This is a genomic window from Microcoleus sp. Pol7_B2 (genome assembly GCF_036701035.1).
GTDB lineage: Bacteria > Cyanobacteriota > Cyanobacteriia > Cyanobacteriales > Microcoleaceae > Microcoleus.
Map to the genome: position 1 here is coordinate 1 of NZ_JAUBQB010000101.1, position 18,780 is coordinate 18,780.

At 47.4% G+C, this 18,780-nt stretch carries 14 protein-coding genes and 1 pseudogene; 7 read left to right on the forward strand and 8 right to left on the reverse strand.

Annotated elements, in window-relative coordinates; translation table 11 throughout:
* Positions 1-428 precede the first annotated feature (428 nt).
* Positions 429-1,457: a phosphoribosylformylglycinamidine cyclo-ligase gene (gene purM, locus QUA57_RS25570; protein ID WP_333064484.1), complete on the reverse strand. Its 1,029-nt coding sequence runs from the start codon at positions 1,455-1,457 to the stop codon at positions 429-431.
* A 468-nt stretch (positions 1,458-1,925) separates the two neighbouring features.
* On the opposite strand from purM, the gene QUA57_RS25575 reads away from it, so the two are divergent.
* The 3 genes from QUA57_RS25575 (at position 1,926) to QUA57_RS25585 (ending at position 6,241) form a co-directional block, all read left to right on the forward strand.
* Complete coding sequence (locus tag QUA57_RS25575; RefSeq protein ID WP_333064485.1) at positions 1,926-3,026, forward strand: septal ring lytic transglycosylase RlpA family protein; 1,101 nt, start codon at positions 1,926-1,928, stop codon at positions 3,024-3,026.
* Between the two features lie 194 nt (positions 3,027-3,220).
* A complete protein-coding gene (locus QUA57_RS25580) occupies positions 3,221-4,810 on the forward strand; it encodes a bifunctional pantoate--beta-alanine ligase/(d)CMP kinase (protein ID WP_333064486.1) in 1,590 nt (529 codons plus the stop codon).
* Between the two features lie 495 nt (positions 4,811-5,305).
* Positions 5,306-6,241 (forward strand): polysaccharide deacetylase family protein, encoded by a 936-nt coding sequence (locus QUA57_RS25585; RefSeq protein WP_333064487.1) that lies wholly within the window; start codon positions 5,306-5,308, stop codon positions 6,239-6,241.
* 20 nt (positions 6,242-6,261) lie between these two features.
* On the opposite strand, the gene QUA57_RS25590 is transcribed toward QUA57_RS25585, so the two are convergent.
* Together QUA57_RS25590 and QUA57_RS25595 are read right to left on the reverse strand one after the other, a co-directional pair.
* Positions 6,262-6,489 carry a Uma2 family endonuclease gene (locus QUA57_RS25590; protein WP_333064489.1) on the reverse strand — a complete coding sequence of 76 codons (228 nt, stop codon included), beginning with the start codon at positions 6,487-6,489 and terminating at the stop codon, positions 6,262-6,264.
* Positions 6,490-6,528: 39 nt separating this feature from the next.
* A complete protein-coding gene (locus tag QUA57_RS25595) occupies positions 6,529-7,596 on the reverse strand; it encodes an FAD-dependent oxidoreductase (RefSeq protein ID WP_333064490.1) in 1,068 nt (355 codons plus the stop codon).
* Between the two features lie 272 nt (positions 7,597-7,868).
* Here QUA57_RS25595 and QUA57_RS25600 point away from each other — a divergent pair, with 272 nt between their 5' ends.
* Both QUA57_RS25600 and QUA57_RS25605 read left to right on the forward strand, forming a co-directional pair.
* On the forward strand, positions 7,869-8,714 hold the full coding sequence (locus tag QUA57_RS25600; protein WP_190733343.1) for a YaaW family protein: 846 nt from the start codon (positions 7,869-7,871) through the stop codon (positions 8,712-8,714).
* A gap of 43 nt (positions 8,715-8,757) precedes the next feature.
* The gene (locus QUA57_RS25605; RefSeq protein ID WP_333064494.1) at positions 8,758-10,335 is read left to right on the forward strand and encodes an O-antigen ligase family protein; all 1,578 of its coding nucleotides are present in this window, start codon (positions 8,758-8,760) and stop codon (positions 10,333-10,335) included.
* A 158-nt stretch (positions 10,336-10,493) separates the two neighbouring features.
* Here the strand turns inward: QUA57_RS25605 and glmS are convergent, their stop codons facing one another.
* The 4 genes from glmS to QUA57_RS25625 all read right to left on the reverse strand — a co-directional run bounded on the left by glmS (position 10,494) and on the right by QUA57_RS25625 (position 16,322).
* Positions 10,494-12,416 carry a glutamine--fructose-6-phosphate transaminase (isomerizing) gene (glmS, locus tag QUA57_RS25610; RefSeq protein WP_333064495.1) on the reverse strand — a complete coding sequence of 641 codons (1,923 nt, stop codon included), beginning with the start codon at positions 12,414-12,416 and terminating at the stop codon, positions 10,494-10,496.
* A 160-nt stretch (positions 12,417-12,576) separates the two neighbouring features.
* Complete coding sequence (gene psaC, locus QUA57_RS25615) at positions 12,577-12,822, reverse strand: photosystem I iron-sulfur center protein PsaC (RefSeq protein ID WP_015175986.1); 246 nt, start codon at positions 12,820-12,822, stop codon at positions 12,577-12,579.
* 765 nt (positions 12,823-13,587) lie between these two features.
* Positions 13,588-14,799 carry a chloride channel protein gene (locus QUA57_RS25620; protein WP_333064496.1) on the reverse strand — a complete coding sequence of 404 codons (1,212 nt, stop codon included), beginning with the start codon at positions 14,797-14,799 and terminating at the stop codon, positions 13,588-13,590.
* Positions 14,800-15,416: 617 nt separating this feature from the next.
* A complete protein-coding gene (locus QUA57_RS25625; RefSeq protein ID WP_333064497.1) occupies positions 15,417-16,322 on the reverse strand; it encodes a CoB--CoM heterodisulfide reductase iron-sulfur subunit B family protein in 906 nt (301 codons plus the stop codon).
* Positions 16,323-16,707: 385 nt separating this feature from the next.
* Between QUA57_RS25625 and acpP the strand changes: the two genes are divergently transcribed.
* Both acpP and fabF read left to right on the forward strand, forming a co-directional pair.
* Complete coding sequence (gene acpP / locus QUA57_RS25630) at positions 16,708-16,962, forward strand: acyl carrier protein (RefSeq protein ID WP_006633716.1); 255 nt, start codon at positions 16,708-16,710, stop codon at positions 16,960-16,962.
* A gap of 97 nt (positions 16,963-17,059) precedes the next feature.
* Positions 17,060-18,313, forward strand: coding sequence for a beta-ketoacyl-ACP synthase II (fabF, locus tag QUA57_RS25635; protein WP_333064498.1), 1,254 nt, complete (start codon positions 17,060-17,062; stop codon positions 18,311-18,313).
* Between the two features lie 326 nt (positions 18,314-18,639).
* On the opposite strand, the pseudogene QUA57_RS25640 reads toward fabF, so the two are convergent.
* A pseudogene (locus QUA57_RS25640) lies at positions 18,640-18,780 on the reverse strand (photosystem II q(b) protein); the annotation flags it as partial.

Sequence of the window (18,780 nt, forward strand, 5' to 3'; positions counted from 1 at the left end):
CAATCGAATAAGGTTTCATTTTTTTCGCTTATGTACTAAATAAACTGTATCATATATACATGGAATCTGCTGTATCTCCTTTTGGTTCCTATTTTAATGCTTGTTGTAGCTGCTCTATTTATTTTGGATTCAGATACTTTTGATCGGCTATTGTTGCACTACTTGACGGAAATAATTTTAATTATACTGTATTTAAAGGCACAACAGCTTATTTAAATTTAATTTAAAATTGTAGCAACGAGTCATCTGTTGTGAATTCCTTTTTCTCTTTCTTCCTCTGTCTCCTCTGCGTCCTCTGCGTTTACTTTCACAATTATAAATTTAACTGCAGATATACACAGATGAATGCAGATTGAGACGGTCTGTTATTGCACAAAGCAAAGGGAAGCAATCTTCAGCCCCTGTGATTGCTTCTTACTAATTACCCATTACCCATTATCCATTATCCATTCTCCTTTCCCCTCAATCACTTCCCCGATCGCCCAAGCACCAATTCCCTGAGATTCAAACCATTTAACAGCCTGTTCTACTTCCCTGGAATCGAGCAACAGCACAAACCCAATCCCCATATTAAAAGTATTGAACATCTCGGGTGGGGCAACTTTGCCCGCTTCAGCAATCCACTGGAAAATTGGTAAATTTGGCCAGCTATTGCTGTGAATTCTGACAGATTGATGAACTCCCAAACAGCGGGGCAAATTTTCCGGTAAACCGCCGCCCGTAATGTGAGCCATGCCGTGAATTTCTAGACCACTCTTAATTGCTTCGAGGACTGGTTTAACATAAATTGTAGTCGGAGTTAGCAGCACTTCTCCTAAACTTTTGCCACCTAACTTTTCGGGCTGGGAATTCCAGTCAAAACCTCGATCTCCCGCAATTTTTCTCACCAAACTAAAACCGTTGCTGTGTACGCCCGAACTCGCCAGCCCCACAGCCACATCTCCCACCTGCACCCGCGAACCGTCCAACAATTTGCTCTTTTCGACAATTCCCACGCAAAAACCAGCTAAATCGTACTCTCCCGGTTGGTAAAAACCGGGCATTTCTGCCGTTTCCCCGCCCAACAAAGCACAGCCCGCTTGCTTGCAACCGTCAGCTATCCCGGCCACCACCGCAGCTAATTGTTCGGGATTTAACTTTCCCGTCGCTAAATAATCGAGAAAAAAGAGGGGTTCGGCCCCGGATGTCAGCACGTCGTTGACGCACATCGCCACCAAGTCGATACCTACCGTGTCGTGCCGATCGAGATTGTGGGCCAATTTCAACTTAGTCCCAACGCCGTCCGTACCCGAAACCATAATCGGCTCTTTTAAACCCTCCGGGACGCTGAAAAACCCGCTAAACCCGCCGAATCCGCCCAAAACTCCCGATCTGTGAGTGCTCTTGACCATACTCCCGATGCGCGAGACAAAAGCTCTGCCCGCTTCAACATCCACACCTGCTTCTCGATAATCCATAAGTCCGCCAAATCGATTTCTAATTTTTAGTTTATGGCCATAACAGTTGACAAACAGCTTTTTTCACACTAGCTATTCGGCAGCCCACAACAGAGACTAAATTTATGTAAATTTTTGTAAATTTTTCTGGAATAACTGAAACGGCTGTAAGCACTGGAACTAAAGGATTTTATGATAGAGGGTTTGGAGAAAATTTGATGAAGATTTGGTGAAAATCGCGATCGCAGCGATCCCCAACCGCAAAAGTTTGTGGTAGTCTGTTGCAGTTCGTGAACAAAACACAAATTGCGGATCGAGTACGAGTTGTCAAGTGTCAGGGAAGTTTCCGCCAATTTTTTTTGGGGCGGAAGCATTAAAGCAAAAACGCACCCCGATACCTTGCTTTGACTCACGGGGGAATGGCGAAGGGCAAGAGAGAAATCCTTGACGCCCGCCGCCAAATGGCCAATCCTCCAATCTCGGTTGGCAATGGCTATTCACAAAAATGGACGTATGAAGGAAAAATTTGTTGGTGGTCTACTCGCTGTCCTGTTAGTTCCTGTGGTAGGAACGGCATCCTCTTGTCACGCACAAGCAACAGGTGCCGACAACCAAAACTCTCCGGTTTCCGAGCAAGTAATTGCCACCCAACCGTCCCGGCAGTTAAACGCGAGTCGGGTCGAAGCGCAAAAAGTCGGACAGTATCAGTATCAAGCAAGAGCTGAAATTGCCCGAGACTCGATCGCCAAAATCCAGCCCCACGAGTTAGACGGGCGACAAGCAGCGACAGTCTACGTGCGAAACATTCCAGTCATCACCTTTCTGAACGCCAATCCGGAAACAAACACGAAAATGGGAGAAACTGGCAACAGCCAAGCCGGTGCTAGCAGTCCGTCAAAAGTAGCGGGCGCCAGAGAAAATCCCAAAGTCGGAAATATTGCCAGCAACTCCAGCAATCAAGAACTCGATTCAGTTTGGCGGGCATCAACCTTAGCAGCAAGACTCAATCAGCTAGCCCGCAACAACATCGATCCCAACAGGATTACCGTTAAGTGGGAAAAAGGCGATCGCTACATTATCCAGGCAAACGGCGAGGACTTGGTAAACATCAACGCCGAAACAATCCTCCCCGACACCACCAGCGACTTTAGCCGAGACGCCCTGCAAGCAACCAATCGCCTCCGCCGGCTTCTGGGCAACGCCCCACCCCTGGAAGAAGTCGCAGGCAAACCCCAACCAGAACCCCCCGTACTATCTCTGGGCCCAGTTCAAGTGCGCCTCAGCGGCTGGGCTTCCTGGTACGGCCCGGGATTTGACGGCAACCTCAGCGCCAGCGGCGAGCGTTTCAACCAAAATGATTTGACCGCAGCCCACCGCAATTTGCCATTCGGAACTAGAGTCATGGTGAGAAATCTCGACAACGGCCGCACCGTAGTCGTCCGCATTAATGACCGCGGCCCCTATGTCGGCGATCGGCTAATTGACTTGTCCGCACGCGCTGCCAGCCTGCTGGGAATGATGAGCAGTGGCGTTGCGAGAGTGGAAATCGAAGTGATCGAACCGCCGCAGCAAACAACAGTTGAACGCTGAACGGTACTGTAAGGCAGAATACAAAAGTTATCCGAAGTGTAGAAGGCAGAAAGTAGAATAAAACTGACATCTTGCACCATTCTTTTTGGAAGAGGCATCTTACCTGTTCTTGATGATGATGCAAGATGTCAAGTCGAACAAATTCTGACAAATAAACTCTGCATTCTGCCGAATGCCTTCAGGAGATTCTACCGGTGCGCCTGTTTACTACCATTGCAGCACTTCGCTGCTACTTAAATTTACAAAAGTCTGCTGCACCTCATTTGACAGTCGGTTTGGTGCCGACGATGGGAGCTTTGCACGCAGGGCATCTGAGCTTGATCCAGCGGGCAAGGCAAGAAAATGCGATCGCCCTGGTCAGCATTTTTGTCAACCCGCTGCAATTTGGGCCGACAGAAGATTTTCAAGATTATCCTCGGAATTTCGAGCAAGATCGGCTGTTGTGCGAACAAGCTGGGGTTGACGCCATATTTGCTCCCTCAGCAACGGAAATGTTCGGCCATCAAGCAGTCGGCGCAGAAACAGAGCAAACCGCCCAAAAACAGATAGAGATTAACCTTTCATCCTTAACTCAAGTAGTGCCGCCACCGGCGATGACATCGGTTTTGTGTGGCAAAGCAAGGCCCGGTCATTTTCAGGGCGTCGCGGCAATTGTTACTAAACTTTTGAGTTTGGTGCAGCCGACAAAAGCTTATTTCGGTCAAAAAGACGCCCAGCAGTTAGCAATTATTCGGAAGCTGGTATTTGATTTTAACTTGCCTGTAGAGATTGTCGCTTGTCCGATCGTCCGCGAAGAGTCGGGACTGGCAATGAGTTCTCGCAATCAGTATTTAACAGCAGAGCAAAAACAGCAAGCCTCCGTACTCTACCGCGCGCTGCAACAAGCCTCGGAAACTTTTTATTCAGGCGACCGCACCGCAGCAGCCGCACTCGCAGCAGCCCGCGCAGCAGTCACAGAAGAACCCGCAGTAAAGCTCGAATACGCCGAAATCGTCGATTCCGATACTCTGACGCCGTTGCAGGTTGTGGAAACAGCGGGACTTTTAGCCGTGGCCGCCAGAGTTGGCTCTACTCGTTTGATTGACAATATAATTCTCAGGAATCGCCGGCCCATTGTGGCGATCGACGGCCCGGCGGGAGCAGGCAAATCTACAGTAACTCGCCTTGCCGCAACTGCTTTGAACTTGTTTTATCTGGATACCGGTGCGATGTATCGGGCGCTGACTTGGCTGGCATTGAAAACAGACACGCCGATTTCCGACGAATGCGCGATCGCCGAATTAATCAGTTCCAGTTATTTGGAATACAACCTCGATCCCGCATCAAAGATGTTGAAGATTAACGGCGAAGACGTAACCGAGGCAATTCGCAGTTTGGAAGTGACATCCCGCGTCTCGGAAATGGCGGCAGTTCCCGCCGTGCGGCAGTTTCTGGTGGAGGAACAGCGGCGCTGCGGCACAAAAGGCGGAATTATAGCAGAAGGCCGCGATATCGGCACTAACGTGTTTCCCGATGCGGAACTGAAGATTTTTTTGACGGCTTCGGTACAAGAGCGATCGCGCAGGCGGCTGTTAGAACTTAAAGATACCGATCGGGCTAATATTAGCTTGACCCAATTGGAACAAGACATCGCCCTGCGGGACGAAAAGGACAGCACCCGCGCGGTTGCACCTTTGCGTAAAGCGGCGGATGCTGTGGAAATTCAAACAGACAATCTGACCGTTGCTGAAGTTATCGATCGGATTGTCGGCTTGTACAAAGAGAGAATCGGCCCTAAAAGTTAATTTTACGATCCTGGGGGCGCGCGATCGCCCTCATATCAAATCGGGTTAAACTCACATCTTGCAGCATTCTCGCTTCACAGGCTTTCGGGTCTATCCCACAAAGACTAAATTTTCTTGTGGCGTGGGATCTTCTAGCCCGCCCTTGAAAGGCTTATTAACAATAGTGCAACATCTCACGTTAAACCAACTTGCAGTGTCAGGTACGGACGCGGACCGATGCGGGCTGAGTCCCTAAGAATATCCTGCCATGAATCCGACTTGAGCGCCGTCCCCCTCGCTGGGTAAAAAGTTCAACCATCCGGCGTTTTCATGGGTTAGGGGATTTCTGCGGCACAAATCTTAAATTTTTTTATCCGGACGGACTTCCCCACGATCGGTTATTTCCAGTAGCATTTTTACTGGCAGTCCAATTTAAGATTATCCTCTTAAGTGGATTAACTTGATATCAACATAAAATCTCAAATTAACTGTACAAGGTGTGAAGGAGACAATGACGTGACAAAATTGAAACGGCTGTGGAGGCGGCGAAAAAATTTAATCGTTGCTTTGATGGCAGCAACAGGAAGTTTTTTGCTGGGTGTGACATGGCCAATTAACTTCCGGGCCAATCAGCCATTGCAACCGATTCAGGCACAAGTCTTGGCCGTATCCCAGTCCCAAGAACAACAGCCGATGTCCACTCTTAATAAGTTCTCCCAGGCGATCGCCAATCGAGTTCAATTTTCCCAAAATGCTCTAGCCCAAGTGCAGGCAATCCGATTTCAATCAGCCGTACCGTCGCAGTTTCAAGGTACAACCATTCGTCACGCGAAACTCGACTCCCAGCACAAGGCGATCGCCCTGACATTTGACGACGGCCCCTGGCCGAAAACAACTACACAAATCCTAGATATTCTCAAGGAAAATAATATTAAGGCTACATTCTTCTGGGTAGGAAAATACCTGAAAAATTCTCCCGAAATTGGCCAACAGGTCGCAGCAGCCGGTCACGCGATCGGCAATCACACTTGGAACCATGAATACCTTCAGTATAACGAAGACGGTGCCGCTCGCGAGATCGATCGCACTTCATCCTTAATTGAGGAGTTGACCGGCATCCAAACATCCATGTTCCGCCCGCCTGGAGGCATTTTAAACAATGGATTGGCCACTTATGCTCAAAAGAAAAATTATGCAGTTGTGATGTGGTCTGCTGATTCTTTTGATTGGCGAACTCTTACGGAATCTTTGATAGACAACGTGATGAGGCAGGCAAATTCCGGCGGCATTGTGCTGATGCACGACGGCGGCGGCAATCGAGCAAGAACTGTCAAAGCTTTGCCGGATATTATTGCTCGATTGAGAAATGAAGGGTACAGTTTCGTAACAGTTCCCGAGTTATTGCAGATGCAAGAACAAGACTTAGAACAGCAGGAAACAGCACAAAAATAAAAATTTGGAAAAGTGGGATTTTACACCATTTTTCCATTTTTTTGTAAGTCGTTAGATTGGTTTTTCATAACTATATAGCGCAGGTGAAGGTTAATCGCAGTTATAAAATTAATACAGAGACGGCTGTGGTGATCGCTACCTCCCGCCATCGCGTACACCCAACCGTGCCGATATTCATCACGGAGGGTATTATCACGTTCGAGGGCAAGGTAATCTTCGGGGCTAAACCCAGACGGGATGGCAATCATAGCGTTAGAGGAAAAATCGATACGTTAACTGTAGCCATATTACCAATTTAGGCGGAAATCTAAGGGCAAATTGTGCAACTGAGAATTCACCCAATTAGCCGCCGCCAAACCCGATCGCAAAGCACCCTCTATTTGACCTTCCCCGCACAAATCCCCCGCACAAACCAGCGGCAAATTCCCCCCAGCAGGCAAACAAGAAACAGGCAAAGGATTTCGACAAAAAGCATAGCGCCAGCGGTGAACCTGCAACCATTCTGGCTTTTTGAGCCAAGGGATTAAATATTCAGAAGTGCGATCGAGCAATTCCTGACCGACAGTTTCCAAATCAGCAGCTTCTAAATAGCGTTCTGCAAAATTTGCGCTGCTGTGAACCACAAACACCCGCTGCTGCGGCTCTAGCCGCTTGCTGCTGTCCAAACCAACCCAAGCTAAATCAGAATTATCGGGAAAAGAAACAGATTTCCACTGCGGATTTAGATTGCTTAAATCTTGCTGTTTTGCCACAGAATAGCCAGCCATAACCGTAATGCAAGGGTCGTACTCCACAGAACGCAATTTGTCAAGAAAATCAGATTGCAAACCGATTTTCGCATCCAAAAACATTAAAGCTTGAGGAGCCGGAATTGCTACTACAACAGCCTTAGCAATCAATTCTTGAGGCGTCTGTAAATTGTCATCAGTGACTTCTAGGGAAAGATGCCACATTTGGTTATCTGTAGTAGAAATAGCTTGTACGCGGCGGCCAAACCAAATTTCTAAATCCTCCGCCAGATACTTACCCACAGCATTCATACCCGCAGGTGCGACATAACAAGAATTAGGAATAGCAGAAAGTTCTCCCTGTCTGAATTCCCAGACAGTATCAGTCCAGAGTTTGAGGATATCCCGATCGACCAAAGCCTCAATTAACCCCTGCACCGCATCCCCCTGCGGTTCGAGATACCGCGCGCCGTGATCGGCCCTAGTACCCTGTACGCGGCGGGTAGCAACACGTCCCCCCGCGCCGCGAGATTTCTCAACAACAGCCACAGAATAACCAGCTTGACGCAACCGTTGAGCGCAACTCAGTCCCGCCATACCCGCACCAATCACCGCAACATCGAACATAATCAATCAGTCAGCCTTGTAAATCTACACATCAGCTTAAAGGCTGCGAGCTGAATTTGTACCTTACCGATGACTCAAAAGAGCCGTAGCTTCCGGGGCCCGACGCCATCGCCCTGCACCAAGTAGTAGAATAAAGGACAGCACGAATCCATGATTAAGACCCGATCAAAAAATGCCACTGTAGGTAAATCCTAAATCCTAATGGTTGTCAACCAGCAGCAATCTAAAATCTAAAATCTAAAATCTAAAATCGCATAGGGGAGGGCAAAATTTTGGACGAACTCAGAGCAGCACTAGAATTGACCACAGAAGAAGAATTGCAGCAACTAACAGAACTTCTGTTCAGCCGCAAGTTTAACCCTTTAGATTACGTGCAAACCCCCGCACCGATAGATGTACAAAGTCGCGATCGCCAAGCATGGCTCGACGCGGTAGAACAGCGGTTTCGCTATCTTGCAGCCGACGGGTTGACGGTACTCAGAGGGCGAACCCAACAAGTAACTTACAGACAAGCACTAATTCAAGTTTGTCGCTATCTCAAAATCCCTTATCCCAGACAGTTGTCAACCACCGACTTAGAGGCAGAAGTATTTTTGCACTTAATGGGCCGGGCGTGGAAGCGTTTACCAGCAGATGAACAGCAAGCGCTGACACTGCGCGTACAGCGAGCGATCGTTGATTCTAAACTCTCAGAACCCCTGCCAATTTCTGCAGAAAAAGACCCGCTCGGTTTGCTGTTCAAAGGTGGCAGCGCTTTAGCTGTTAGTTCCATCTTAAAACCAATGCTGCTCAAATTAATGGCCAATCAATTTGCGCTGCATTTTGCCACCTATCAAATGGCAAAACAAGGAGTGCTTGCAGGCACTGCAACTGCAGCAACCCAGTTTCAAAATTATGTCGCAATTCAGACGGCGCGGCGCGGTATGGCGGTGAGTGCAGCTCGTTACGGTGCGACGCGAAGCGTATTTTCGTTGGTCGGCCCGGTGATGTGGACTTGGTTTTTAGCGGATTTGGGTTGGCGATCGATTTCCACGAACTACGGCCGCATTATCCCGACCATTTTTGCCTTAGCTCAAATACGCCTGACGCGCTCGGAATGCGTTTGGGAACTAGCTTAAGGATGGTAAATTGTAGATTTTAGATTTGAGATTGGGAGTGTGGGTGAATATCAAAAATCGGTTGAAATTAGCTGCCAAACAGACAGCCGAAAATCTCAAGTCTCGCCTCCAAAAACATCCAGATCCCCGCCTGCAAGTCCCTTGGAATTTCGCCCAAGTGGGGATGCTGATTTTTCCCTTAATTCCGATTTTGGGAGCTTTAGGTTTATTCCTGGGATTGGTCGGCACTTGCAAGCAAAAGTTCCGTCAAATTAGTCGCCGCCCGTTGAATCGAGGATTCGCAATTCTGAGCGGGTGGCTAGTCATCACAGCCGTTTTTGCCCACAACTGCATTGAGGCTTTTGTAGGGTTGTACAATTTCTTGCCGTTCTTTATATTGTTTGCCGCTTTCAGCAGTTTAATTCAAACTTTGCCTCAATTGCGGCAATTATCTTGGATTATTGTAATTAGTTCAATTCCAGTGATAATTTTAGGTCTGGGACAGCAATTTTTAGGCTGGAGCGGCATCGATCAATTGCAGCCTGTTTTTGGCTGGGTACTCGCACCCCAAGGCAATCCCCCCGGCCGTATGGCTTCTGTATTTATGTACGCTAATATTTTAGCTTGCTATCTGACAATTGCTTTTATTTTAGCACTGGGACTGTGGATGGAAGAAGTCAGTTGTCAGTTGTCAGTTGGGAGTTTTCAGTTGGGAGTTGTCAGTCCTCACAACTTATCAATGCCCAATTCCCAATTCCCAAGGCCCAATTCCCAACTCCTATTTTTAAGTTGTGCAGCGATCGGAAATGCTGTTGCTTTGATTTTTACTAATTCTCGCAATGCTTGGGGAATGGCGGTTTTGGCAGTTTTGGCTTTTGCATTTTATGCGGGTTATAAAAAATTATTAGCTGCGGTTTTGAGTGTGGCTAGCACAATTTTTTTGTCTGCCTTTGGCCCGGAACCACTGCGGCAATCTTTACGAAGAATTGTTCCGGCTTTCTTTTGGGCTAGACTCACCGACGAGATGTTCCCAAATCGGCCGACTGCTACTTTGAGAAAAACTCAGTGGGAATTTGCTTGGTCTATGACTCAGCAGCGCCCTTGGACTGGTTGGGGATTGCGAAATTTTACGCCTCTCTATCAAGCTCAGATGCAAGAATGGCTTGGTCATCCTCACAGTTTGATACTGATGTTGACTGCGGAAACGGGAATACCCGCAACGCTTTTTTTGTTTGGTTTAGTTGGTTGGGTTTTGGCTAGGGGTGTTTTGCTGCTGGCGAATTGGCCCCTTTTTCCTGTGGATATTAAACACGAGAAAATAGCAACACAGGAACTAGCAAAAAATGCTTTATTTTCCCATAAAAAATTTATATATTCTATCACAAACCAGGTTGCTTATGAAGATGTAAAAGCGGTCGATCGCCTAATTTTTTTCAGTTATTTATTAGCCTTCGCCGCCTGTACGCTTTTTAACACTGTAGATGTGACGCTGTTTGATTTTCGACTCAATACTACAAGCTGGTTGGTGTTAGCCGCAATTTGGGGTGTGTGCGATGGACAATCAGCCCTTTTATCTGTAGGGTACGTCAGCGATGAGTCGATCGCACGCACAGGAAATCATCCTAATGTGTTTGGAGAATAAAGTTGCACACTAACCCAAGAGTCTTGCTGAGCAAGGCTTAGAGTGTCTCTTGTACAACTTTAACCTTGAAATTTTGCACGATATCTCAACAGTTTTAATCGTTTTCAGTGTACAACTTTATTGTGTGTAAACACCTAACTGACGCACCCTACAAAACCTCATTCTACCGTCACCGACTTCGCCAAATTGCGCGGCTGATCCACATCCAAACCCCGACGCGCCGCAATGTGATAAGCCAACAATTGCAGCGGAATCACTGTCACAATCGGCGACAACAATTCATCCACCAAAGGCACGGGCAAAATGTGGTCAAAAATGTCGGCTTCCGCCACACCTTGCTTCGGCGTAACGCCAATTAAACGGGCGTCGCGTGCCTTCGCTTCCTGAGCGTTAGAAAGCACTTTTTCGTAGACGCTACCGGGCATGGCAATCGCCACTACAGGCACCTTCGCATCCAAAAGGGCGATCGGGCCGTGTTTCATCTCTCCCGCCGGATATCCTTCGGCGTGAATGTAGCTAATTTCCTTCAGTTTCAGTGCCCCTTCCAAAGCAATCGGAAAGTTAATTCCCCGCCCCAAAAAGATAAAATCTTGGGTGTCTGTAAACTGGTGGGACAATTCCTCCACATACTGTTCTTGAATCTCCAAAAACTTCTCAATTTCCGCTGGTAACTGGCGCAAACCCGCAATAATTTCTGCCAATCTCTCCGTGCTGATTGTTTCCCGCTGGTGCGCCAAATCCAAAGCTAAGAAATAGAATGCCATCAACTGAGTCACAAAAGTTTTAGTCGCAGCAACGCCGACTTCTATACCGGCGTGGGTATTGATCACGTGCGGCATCATGTGGGCTATCGAACTTTCGGTTCTGTTAGTAATGCCTAACATTCTCGCCCGGAATTTATCCGTAAAACCCGCGCGGCGCTGCTGTTCCATCCCCAAAGCAGCCAGCGTATCCGCCGTTTCTCCCGACTGTGTTACCCCAATAGTTAAAGTATTTGCTGTCAGCGGTGCCGGTGCGTAACGGTACTCAGAAGCGTACTGCACTGCTGTGGGAATATTAGCTAATTGTTCCAACAAATATTTGCCAATTAGCGAGGCGTGCCAGCTCGTTCCACAGGCGAGAATCGAAATTTGTTCGACATCGGCGCAAAGTTCCTTGGGCAAGCTGAGATTGATGGGAGATCTGGGATTTCCTGGCTGCCAATCGCCGTCTAAATAAGCCTCCAAACAAGCTCGCACTACGGCTGGCTGTTCATAAATCTCCTTGTGCATGAAGTGTTTGAAGCCTTGTTTTTCGACTAAAACCGGACTCCAACCAAGGATGCGCGGGCTTTTTTTCAGCCTTTCTCCTGCAAAGCTGTAAACTTCGACTCCCATCGGAGTTAGCCTTGCTAATTCGCCATTTTCCAAGGACAAAACAGTGCGGGTTTGAGAGACTAATGCCGGCGTGTCAGAAGCGCAGAAAAATTCCCCTGCACCAAAGCCAATCACCAAAGGAGCTTGCTGTCTGGCGACAATTATTTCTTCGGGAAAATCTGCACAGATAACGGCGATCGCAAAAGCTCCTTCTAATTTATTTACCGCATTTAGAACAGTTCCCAAAAACGATAAATCAGCAATTTTCTCGGTTTTTTTATCTTTTTCTTCTTCCTTCTCCCTTTTTGCTTCTTTCAAAAATTCAGCTATTAAATGAGGAATAACTTCTGTATCGGTATCCGAGACAAATTTATGTCCCTTTGCTTTCAATTCTTTCCGCAACTCGCGATAATTTTCGACAATTCCATTTTGAACTACCGCAATTCGCCCGCTATTATCCATGTGAGGGTGAGCGTTATATTCTTCTGGTTTGCCGTGAGTTGCCCAGCGGGTGTGTCCGATGCCGATGGGAGCGAGAGAGTCTATCTCTGCTAACTTTTCCCGGAGGTTGTGCAATTTGCCCTTTGCTCGGATGCAGGTAATTTCTCCTTCGGAGATGGTAGCGAGGCCCGCTGAATCATAGCCCCGGTATTCTAGTTTCTCCAATCCTGCTAGCAAAATCTCACTTGCTGCTTGCGTGCCGATATAGCCAACGATTCCGCACATTTAACGTACTACTCCTGCTTAGCGATCGCAATAAAACTCAAGTTTTATCATTTTTACCTTCTTCCGGCCCCAGAATGCAGATTCCGCGACAAAAAAAGAGGGGGCGATTAAATTGCCCCCTCTTTTGTGCCCCTAATTCGATCGGCGTGTCGATCGATTTTTAGTAAGCTAGACCCATACTGCGAGTGGTTTCGGCTCCCAGGTAAACCCGGATGCTGAGAAAATCGGTAGGGCAAGCAGTTTCGCAACGCTTGCAGCCTACACAGTCTTCGGTGCGGGGAGAAGAGGCAATCTGAGCTGCTTTGCAGCCATCCCAGGGCACCATCTCCAAAACGTCAGTCGGACAAGCGCGGACGCATTGAGTGCAGCCGATGCAAGTATCGTAAATTTTGACTGAATGAGACATTGAATAAAGGCTCCCAACGAGTCACTAAAAATTTGCTGCCTCTGCGAATTAACAGATTTGACGGTGAGGTGCCACCGCTATAGCCTGCACAGAGAATTAAACGTTAGTCTACCGCAGTGCTTGGAAGCACTTCGCGAAAAAGCGACAAAACTTCACAGTTATTCACGCTGGGACTCTTATAGAACCCATTTGGGATTTATTCATTTGCCAACCGTTTGAGCATCAGCCTGATGAAATACAAATTGAGTTTCGCAGTGGCATTGGCGAGAGTCTGCTCAAAGTTCTTGACCAAACTCTTACAGCCTTACATCCCAGCGTTTGACGCTTTAATCACGAGCGCGAGTTGCCACCACGACAAATCCAGTTTTCCCCTCTAATGCCACTTTTTCGGCTTTCGTTAGTTTCCGTGCCAGTTTAAACCGGATCTGGGTCATAATCTGCGGATAAAGTTTTTACATTCTCTGCGATGACCTTATCCGGGTGATACCCATTGTCCTTGCAGAATGGTAATCTTCGGAATATTGACGGGCCCGAGTGTGAAAATAATCGAGGTTGTGACTCAACATTTCAATCAAGCCACACTCATCGGACACACTGGCTTTTGTACAATGGTTCAAAAACGGCAGCCTGACTGGTATCAACGGCTAGATTTTGTTTGATGCCATTGGTGCATTTGTAATGGCAGAAGCCTTGAGACTCGACACTGGCAAATTGCACGTATTTTTCACCGCTACACGGAGTTATTAGAGAAATTCTAGCCGTTTGTCAATCAACTTTACGCTGTGAACTAATGAAGGGAGATCGTGGAGCCAAGAAGAAACCCACGAGACTAGCGAAGAGAATCGGTGTAAAAGTGCTAAATCCTGTCAACTTGGCGAGTAGCAGAGTTGTACTAATTGGAGTTCGAGTAACTGTTGAATTCAGAGCAGCCATTACACAAATCATTGCCAAGGTCTCGTTGGAGGCGGGATTAACGATAGCGATTGCCTTTCCTAAACAGGCTCCTATAAAAAACAGTGGGATGATAATCCCCCCCCGCCAGCCTCCATTTACGGTCGTACTAATGGCAAACACTTTAGCAATAACTAAAGTTAAGATTACTCCCAAAGAAAAGTTGCCCTCAACAATTTTTTCTATTTGATGTTCACCAAAGAAACGAGTGAGCGGAAATAAAGCTGATAACACACCAAGTGCTAGCCCAGCTAAAGTAGTTCGCACATAGATTGGACTGGGTATCGAATCAAACAAGCGACCTACACTGCGAAATACAGCGATAAAAAGCCACCCCATGATCGCACCTACGATTCCATAAGCAATCGCGGCGCCAAAGTCATAAAGGCTGTCCACATTGTATTGAGGAAAATGCCAGGTAGGACCAATTCCTAGCTGGGTAATTGCTACAAAAATGGTGTAACTTGCACAACTGGCCACGACCGCAGGCAATATTGCTTCAAAATACTCCACAACATTCTGATGATGCAGGATTTCTAAAGCAAAAAAAGTACCACCCAAAGGAGCGCCGAACAAAACTGTAAAACCAGATGCCATGCCAGCAATACTCAAAGTTCGTAGTGCCTCTCCACGCAATTGAAAGCGATCGGCTAACCACGTACCAATTGAACCTGTTACTTGCACCATTGGTGCTTCTGGACCAGCACTGCCTCCACTTGCAATACTGATTAGCGACGACAGAATCATCGAAGGATTCTCGTTCATTGGTAACCGCCCACCATTGAGATGAATATTGTCAATAATCAACCCTATTTCGCCAGGATTTCCCAGCCAATGAATGAGCAAACCGATGAGCAAACCAGCAAGGGGCATAATAATTAGTAGAGAAACTCCACTAAAATATTCAAATCCCTGCATGATGTAAGACAAAAATATCCAATAAGTTGCAGCAAATAAACCACAAATTATTCCTAGCATTGCCCATAGCAATACCGAACGTGTGAGATTTACTGGGTTTCGTTTCATTCCTTATTCCTTGTTAAGAGCTAGCCAGTTAGGAAGTGTTAAAAACTATTTTGTGTAATGGTATACAACTTCTGTTTCTGTTATCTGCATATTAACCTACCAACCACCACACTTGCTATTGAGTCTAAATCTGCCTATCGAATGCGCTCTAACAATCGCAGTCAAACAAGGGCTGACAACGAACTGAGGCACAGGTTATCAGTGGTGTAGCCGCCTTGTAACGCCGTCCGTTGAAGCCCCCGCCGTTAGACAGCTTCATCTTTTAGTGGTGTCAATAGCTTAAAAAACCAATTTGGGATGTCTGATGAGGAGCTAAGAGCGGAAATAAATGGCATAGTCCAGCAGCTTAACCGACAAAGAGTCAGAACTCCGCAGCGGTATTGTTGCCCCACAAGAAGAAGACTAGACTACCTATCCGCACAAAAAGACAAATTTTGGCTGGCATCTTCTATCAACTCAAGAATGTATGAGCGCGATCGAGCTTCCCGCTAGCATTCGGGTATAATTCCGATCTAACGGGATTGGATATTAGAAAGAACCAAAATCCTTACTACCAACCTGGATTGGATATTAGAAAGGACTAAAGTCCTTACTACAAAGCGGCGCAAATCGATCGACTAAAAGCCTAATTTTTCTAACACGGGCTTAGTTGAAACAATATGTCGATCGAGCCCTAGTTTTTTTGGCTCCACACCCAAAGCTAAAGCCACCAATTGCGACAAATGCAACACGGGCAAACCCAACTTGCGCCCGATTACTTTTTCCACCTCCGGCTGCCGCGAATCCAAATTTAAATGACAAAGCGGACAAGGCGTCACCATACAATCAGCGCCATTGTCAAGAGCATCTTGAATATGTTTGCCTGCCATCTGAAAAGATTGGTTAGTGGCATAACTCGCCAAGGGCCAGCCGCAGCACTGCGTTCGCCCTCGATAGTAAACCGGAGTTGCCCCGATCGCCCGAAACACATTTTCCATCGATTCGGGTTGGTGCGGGTCATCGTAAAGCAGCTTATCCTGAGCTCGCAGCAGGTAGCAGCCGTAAAAAGACGCGCACTTCAAGCCCGAAAGCTTGCGGGTGACTCGCTTCTGCACCTCGTCGAGACCGTAATCGGCAACGATCGCCCACAACAGATGTTTGACCTGGGTACTGCCTTGATAAGGCGAACAGCCTTGTTTTTTGAGTAAACCGTTGACTTTTTCTATGTAGTTGGGATCGGTTTTTTGGCAATCCTTGAGGCGATCGTCCACATGACCGATTACCCCTTGACAAGTGCTGCAATGCGTCAGCAAAGGCAAATTCAGTTCCTCAGCCAAAGCAATATTGCGGGCGTTGACAGTATCTTCGAGCAACTGCGAATCTTCCTTGAAAGTGCCAGAACCGCAGCAGGAAGCTTTCTTGAGTTCCACCAGTTCAATCCCCAACGCTTGAGTGAGGGCTTGGGTAGACAGGTAAAGTTCGCGGGCAGCCCCTTGGGCAACGCAACCGGGAAAATAAGCATATTTGAGAGTTTGGGATGGCATAGTCGTTTCTGCTGGGGACACAAGGTTCGGGAAAAGAAACTTGAGCCATCGAAGTCGGGAGGCTTCCTGCTTAGTTTTCCCTCTTTATAATTAACGTAATCACTGCCTAGCTAGGAGCTAATTGTCAGCTTTTCTGAAGCATTTTGAGTTGATGACTGACGCACCACCGACCAAAAATCCGGTTCCTCAACGTTATCAGGTGGCTAAACGAGATGATTGATTTTGGGCTATTGGGTTTTTTTTGCCTTAGTCCGAGAGTTGCTGCGATCGTCGGTGTCCCAATTGTCGCTGGCCCGTGTCACTTAGAAAAGCGGCCAGCCTTTGTCCTGCAGATCCCCCTTTCGGATAAGATTAGATACGCAGCAACCAATGAGGACACGATGTTATGAGCCAAGACGACATTTTTGCTAGAGTCCAGAAAATTGTGGCAGAGCAACTGGAAGTCGATAAGAGCGAAGTCAAGCCCGAAGCCAACTTTGCTAACGATTTAGGAGCAGATTCCTTAGATACTGTAGAGCTGGTCATGGCCTTGGAAGAAGAGTTTGATATTGAAATTCCCGACGAAGCAGCCGAAGGAATTACTACGGTTCAAGCTTCTGTAGATTTCATCAGCAGCAAACTTGCAGCTCCAAAAGCATAAAATACCTGTCTTTTCCCCTAAGAGGAGAGAAGTTAGAAAACTGGAAACTCCTCTTTTGTTCTGCGTTCTGGGTGTTTAATTTTTTGAAACTGAAATCATGACAAATTTAGAGCGTAAGCGCGTTGTTATCACGGGTCTCGGCGCGATTACACCGATCGGCAATACCTTGTCCGAATATTGGGACGGGTTGCTTGCCGGGAAGAATGGTATAGGCCCGATCACCTTATTCGACCCGTCGCGGCACGACTGCCGCTTTGCCGCAGAGGTGAAGGGTTTCGACCCACACGACTATTTAGAGCGCAAGGAAGCAAAGCGCATGGATCGCTTTGCTCAATTTGGGGTGTCAGCGAGCAAACAAGCTATTGCTGATGCAAAGTTTGAGATTAACGACCTGAACGCAGAACAGGTGGGTGTCATTCTTGGCACTGGCATTGGTGGCCTAAAGGTTTTGGAAGAACAGCAAGAGATCTATCTAAATCGCGGCCCCGATCGATGCAGCCCGTTTATGATTCCCATGATGATTGCGAATATGGCCGCGGGGCTGACGGCGATTCACACGGGCGCTAAGGGGCCAAACTCTTGCACGGTGACGGCCTGCGCTGCCGGGTCAAATGCCGTGGGCGATGCGTTTCGCTTAGTTCAGGGGGGTTACGCGCAAGCCATGATTTGCGGCGGTACGGAAGCTGCGGTGACACCTTTGTGCGTGGCGGGTTTTGCTGCGGCGAGGGCGCTTTCGACTCGCAACGATGACCCGACTCATGCTTCTCGTCCGTTCGATCGCGATCGTGATGGTTTTGTCGTCGGCGAAGGTGCTGGCATTCTAATGCTAGAAGAAATGGAACACGCTCTGGCGCGTGGCGCGAAGATTTACGCAGAAATCGTCGGCTACGGTTTAACTTGCGATGCGTATCACATGACTTCTCCGGTACCGGGGGGGGAAGGTGCGTCGCGGGCGATGGCTTTAGCCCTCAAGGATGCGGGTTTGACGCCGGATCAAGTGAGCTATATCAACGCTCACGGCACGAGTACGCTTCCCAACGATTCTACGGAAACGAAAGCGATTAAAAAGACTTTGGGAGACCATGCTTACAAAGTAGCAATTAGTTCTACCAAGTCGATGACCGGCCATCTTTTGGGCGGTTCTGGGGGCATTGAGGCGGTGGCGACGGTAATGTCGATCGCCAATGACAAAATTCCGCCGACAATTAATCTGGAAAATCCCGATCCTGAGTGCGATTTGGACTATGTTCCTCATACAAGCCGCGATCTAAAAGTTGATGTGGCGCTGTCGAATTCCTTTGGATTTGGCGGCCACAACGTGACACTGGCATTCAAGAAGTTTGTTCAGTAACGGACAATTTTAAAATCGAGAGTCGAGAGTTAAAAGGTGAAAAATTAATTTTTCACCTTTTAATTTTTAGATAAATTTTAGATGGGGCGATCGCTTGACTCAAAACGCTTACTTGTTATGAGTCAAGCGCAACGAAATAAGAGCGTTGCCGAAAGGGCTAGATTCTTCAGTTCCTTCAGGACTCAAAATTACAACTACTCAAGCGGACTTGATATGACTTAGTTTGTTAACAGAAGATAACAAAAGGAGAACTCTAAAAATATTTTTCTCCAAACAAAAAGCGCCCCTATTTATAGGAGCGCTTTTTGTTAATCAATTGCTAAAACTTAGCCATTGATAGAAGGAGCAACCAAAGCTACAGGAGTGACTTCACTAGCAGCCAAGTCGAGAGGGAAGTTGTGAGCATTGCGCTCGTGCATTACTTCCATACCCAAGTTAGCGCGGTTGATCACATCAGCCCAAGTATT

Coding starts and splice junctions, on each gene's coding strand:
- purM (WP_333064484.1), bottom strand. CDS start 1,457: ATGGATTATCGAGAAGCAGGTGTGGATGTTGAAGCGGGCAGAGCTTTT.
- QUA57_RS25575 (WP_333064485.1), top strand. CDS start 1,926: ATGGCTATTCACAAAAATGGACGTATGAAGGAAAAATTTGTTGGTGGT.
- QUA57_RS25590 (WP_333064489.1), bottom strand. CDS start 6,489: ATGATTGCCATCCCGTCTGGGTTTAGCCCCGAAGATTACCTTGCCCTC.
- QUA57_RS25595 (WP_333064490.1), bottom strand. CDS start 7,596: ATGTTCGATGTTGCGGTGATTGGTGCGGGTATGGCGGGACTGAGTTGC.
- glmS (WP_333064495.1), bottom strand. CDS start 12,416: ATGTGCGGAATCGTTGGCTATATCGGCACGCAAGCAGCAAGTGAGATT.
- psaC (WP_015175986.1), bottom strand. CDS start 12,822: ATGTCTCATTCAGTCAAAATTTACGATACTTGCATCGGCTGCACTCAA.
- QUA57_RS25620 (WP_333064496.1), bottom strand. CDS start 14,799: ATGAAACGAAACCCAGTAAATCTCACACGTTCGGTATTGCTATGGGCA.
- QUA57_RS25625 (WP_333064497.1), bottom strand. CDS start 16,322: ATGCCATCCCAAACTCTCAAATATGCTTATTTTCCCGGTTGCGTTGCC.
- acpP (WP_006633716.1), top strand. CDS start 16,708: ATGAGCCAAGACGACATTTTTGCTAGAGTCCAGAAAATTGTGGCAGAG.
- fabF (WP_333064498.1), top strand. CDS start 17,060: ATGACAAATTTAGAGCGTAAGCGCGTTGTTATCACGGGTCTCGGCGCG.